The organism is Mycobacterium sp. (assembly GCF_032162605.1).
Lineage (GTDB): Bacteria > Actinomycetota > Actinomycetes > Mycobacteriales > Mycobacteriaceae > Mycobacterium.
In genome coordinates this window covers 1-2733 of record NZ_JAVROT010000335.1, presented here as the reverse complement: position 1 = coordinate 2733, position 2733 = coordinate 1, and the positions used below count along the sequence as shown (strand labels likewise).

2 pseudogenes are annotated in these 2733 nt (G+C 63.8%); one reads left to right on the top strand and one right to left on the bottom strand.

Going from position 1 to position 2733, the window contains the following annotated elements:
• Positions 1-374: 374 nt before the first annotated feature.
• Positions 375-2193, bottom strand: a pseudogene (locus QOI01_RS19125) (IS481 family transposase).
• A 144-nt stretch (positions 2194-2337) separates the two neighbouring features.
• Here QOI01_RS19125 and QOI01_RS19120 point away from each other — a divergent pair.
• Positions 2338-2465 (top strand): annotated as a pseudogene (locus QOI01_RS19120) (integrase core domain-containing protein); the annotation flags it as partial.
• Positions 2466-2733: the final 268 nt, after the last annotated feature.

Here is a 2733-nt window from a genome sequence, read left to right as displayed (position 1 = left end):
GGACGGCTGGGACGTCCACAGCGAATGGCGGCGGGCTCTGCCAGGCCAACGAGCGATATGAGCGCGACTGGCGGAATTGGCGGAATTGGCCACAAGTTTTCTCGGCGACGAGTACTGGTAACCCTGCATATTCGATTCCTGCATTCTCAGCGCTCGCGCGGCGGATTATGCGAGTCGCTATGGCGAGTCCCCGATATTGAGTTGGACTCATTCAGCGGGAACACGCCAGCTACGCCTCGGGGATGGCGAGTCACCGCGGCTGGCGGTCCACCTATGGTGCTGCGGATGGACAACGGCCCGGATGTCGATGTGTGGTCTCAGGACGTGTTTAACTCTTCTGTCGCAGGACATGCTTTACAGTCTCGGGACATTCTTTACGTCGGCGGATATGGGCGCGGAGCGTGAATCTTGGCTTTCCACCGCTTGATTGGGAGTTCGGTGGTCCTTGGGTGGATGGATAGCTGGGCGCCGTCGCAAGTGACCCGGAAGTGGGTGTCCTCGACGTGGATGGTGACGATCTTGCCGGTGTAGGTGCGTCCGACCCGTAGGCGTTGGCGGGCGACCATGACGACGCCGTCTCTGGGGACCTTGCGTTGCACGCTCATCGGGCCGGGCGCTGGGGGCGGTATTTGGCTGGGGGCGATCCGGGCGCCGCGAATCTTGGTGTGTTGATCGGCCGGGACCGGTGAGGGCAGCGTCTTGGCCAGCACATCGTTGTAGACGACGTGGATGAGGTGTCCGTCGAGGCGGAGTGTCACCTTGCGTCGGGCGAGCTCGGCACCAATTCGCAACCGATGCTTGGCCAGTTCGGCGTAGCCGTTGCTGTCGACGTGGCGATCGACTTCGATCACGGCGGCCGCCGGGAGGGTGCCGGCACCGCCCACCGACGCGGTGGCTGGCGGCGCTCCGGCTGGGCGCGCGCCCCGCATGCTCAGATCGCGGAGGTCCTCAGCGTCCAGGTTGGACGGAACCGTCTTGACCAGCTCGCCGTCGATGAGCACGTGGACGGTGTACTCGTCGACCCAGACGTGCGCGCGTTGCCCACCGCGGTTGGGACCCAGGCTGATTCGCTGCACCGCAGGGATGACCGCGAGCAGACCGCTGGCGGCGATGACGGTGTCGAACTCGACCGCACCGGCCGACGGCAGCAGCACCAGACCGCTGTTCACGGCGGCGGTGTCAGTCGCAGGGACCGCTTCGGCCACGTCCTGACCCGGGTTGTCTGGCTGCCCCGTGATGACCAGGGCTTCGGGTTGGGCGTTGGGCCGAAACAGGCTCGCCGGGGTGGCCATGTCCAAGGATTGGTGGGGCCGGGCGTGGTTGTAGGTCTGCACCCAGGCACTGATCGCGGCCTGCGCTGAGGGTAGGTCCACGAACGGGTCGACCCGATCGAGCAGTTCGCGGCGCAGGGTCTGATGCCAGCGCTCGATCTTGCCGGTCGTGGTCGGCAAATACGGCTTGATGAGTCGAGCGGTGATCCCGTTCTCCCGGCAAACCCGCTCGAAGAGCACCTCCGCCGGCCGGGGTTTGGTGAACCGGCCGGTGAACTGTTTACCGTTGTCGGTCAACACTTCTGAGGGCACACCGTAGACCCGCATCGCCTTGAGGAACGCGTCGGCCACCGCCCGCCCCGACGGTACCGCGAGCACGCTGGCGACCACGACGAACCGGGAGTGGTCATCGATACCGGTCAACATCTTGCATTCGCGCCCATCGGCCAAGAAGACGCCGCCGACCAGATCGAGCTGCCAGAGGTGCATCGGCGCCTCACGCTGCCAGCGACGGTACTTGCGGCGATGCTCCTGCGGCTGTGCACGCACCAACCCGTTGCGCACCAAGATCCGGTGCACCGTGGCTCGCGCGGGCGGTGACGCCACACCCGACTGTCCGAGTTCGAAGGTGATCCGCCGCGCACCCCAGCGTGGATGGGCTCTCCGCATCTCACACACCAGCGCCTCCACCGAGGACTTCCACCCGGGTCGGGCTGGTCCGGGGTCGGCGTGACACCTCGCGCAGCGCCTCGATCCCACCCACCATGTACTTGCCCTTCCAGGCATGCACCGACTGCCGCGATACCCCGTACCGGACGGCCACCTCACCGACAGGCGAGCCGTCCAACACCTCGAGCACCGCCCGATACCGCTGCTCTACCAACCACTCTCGATCACCAGACTCGCCGCTGACAGCCGCCACGGCGAGCAAGCATCACGATTCGCCGAAGCCATGTCAAGTAAGTCCCGAGTACGAAGCGTCACTTATCTCCTGAGACTTCACATGACACGGAGTTGGTTTCTCAAGCGCTGCAACAGTTTTGCGATGGAAAAGTCGGCTTGTCCTATACCGCCCGGTACACCGTGGAACAACGGGTACATCGAATCATTCAACAATCGGCTACGGAAGGAGTGCCTCAACCGCAATCATGGACCACCCTGTTCGAAGCACGGGTGGTGATCGGCGACTTCAAGGAGGCGGGCGATGATTCATCAGATGCAATATGCAGGGGGGTTTAGTTGACATAATGTGACTTATCGGCAATTACCCAATGCGAGTTGCATCAGATGCACCGACTCGCACCTCAGGGTTACTGGCCTGTTCATGCAGCTAAAGGCGTCCGTGGCCTGTTCCCGTCCGGCTCACGCCAACCGTTGAAGGCCACAGGTCGCGGAGTCGATTGTCCTTTTCGCCGCTGAACGGATGGGTTGCATCTGAGTCCGGCGCCTTCTTGATGGCCGG